This is a genomic window from Lentzea albidocapillata, from assembly GCF_000719115.1.
Lineage (GTDB): Bacteria > Actinomycetota > Actinomycetes > Mycobacteriales > Pseudonocardiaceae > Lentzea > Lentzea albidocapillata.
In genome coordinates this window covers 1-725 of record NZ_JOEA01000064.1, presented here as the reverse complement: position 1 = coordinate 725, position 725 = coordinate 1, and the positions used below count along the sequence as shown (strand labels likewise).

The 725-nt window shown below is 66.5% G+C and carries 2 protein-coding genes; both read left to right on the top strand.

The window, feature by feature from the left end; genetic code table 11:
- Positions 1-104: 104 nt before the first annotated feature.
- Entirely contained in the window at positions 105-386 is a 282-nt protein-coding gene (locus IG04_RS0141790; protein ID WP_030482288.1) for a metal-sensitive transcriptional regulator, read from the top strand.
- A gap of 36 nt (positions 387-422) precedes the next feature.
- Positions 423-632 (top strand): heavy-metal-associated domain-containing protein, encoded by a 210-nt coding sequence (locus IG04_RS0141785; protein WP_030482287.1) that lies wholly within the window; start codon positions 423-425, stop codon positions 630-632.
- The last annotated feature ends 93 nt before the right edge of the window (positions 633-725 follow it).

Below are 725 nucleotides of genomic sequence, written 5' to 3'. Positions count from 1 at the left end.
CTTGCACACCCATACCCCCCTTAGGTATAAAGGTGGCAAGCGCCCGTCGTTCCCCCGGTCAGTTGCGACCGGCCGCGCGACGGACCGATCGACAGGAGCGGTAAATGCACGGCTACACCGACAACAAGGACGCCCACCTGCGCCGCCTGAAGCGCATCGAGGGCCAGGTGCGCGGTCTGCAGCGGATGATCGAGAACGACGACTACTGCATCGACGTGCTCACCCAGATCTCCGCGGCGACCCGCGCTCTGCAGGCTGTCTCACTGGGACTGCTCGACGAGCACCTGAAGCACTGCGTGAGCGAGGCCATCACCGAGGGCGGCACCAAGGCGGACGAAAAGATCGCCGAGGCCAGCAACGCCATCGCCCGTCTCGTCCGCTCCTGATTCCCCCAGTCCCACCAGTACACGAGGAGCTCCCCCATGGCCGAGTCCACCTACACCGTCACCGGCATGACCTGCGGACACTGCGTCAGCTCAGTGACCGAGGAGATCAGCCAGATCGGCGGCGTGCAGAAGGTCGACGTCGAACTGGCCAGCGGCAAGGTGACCGTCACCAGTGACCAGCCGGTGACGCAGGACGACGTTCGCGCAGCGGTCACCGAGGCCGGCTACACGCTCGTCGCGAGCTGAAAGGACCTGAGATGAACACCGCCACGAAGGTGACCGCCTACGCGGGCGTGCTGGCGATCGTCTTCGGCGGCGCCTGGGCTGCCGGCGCCGCTG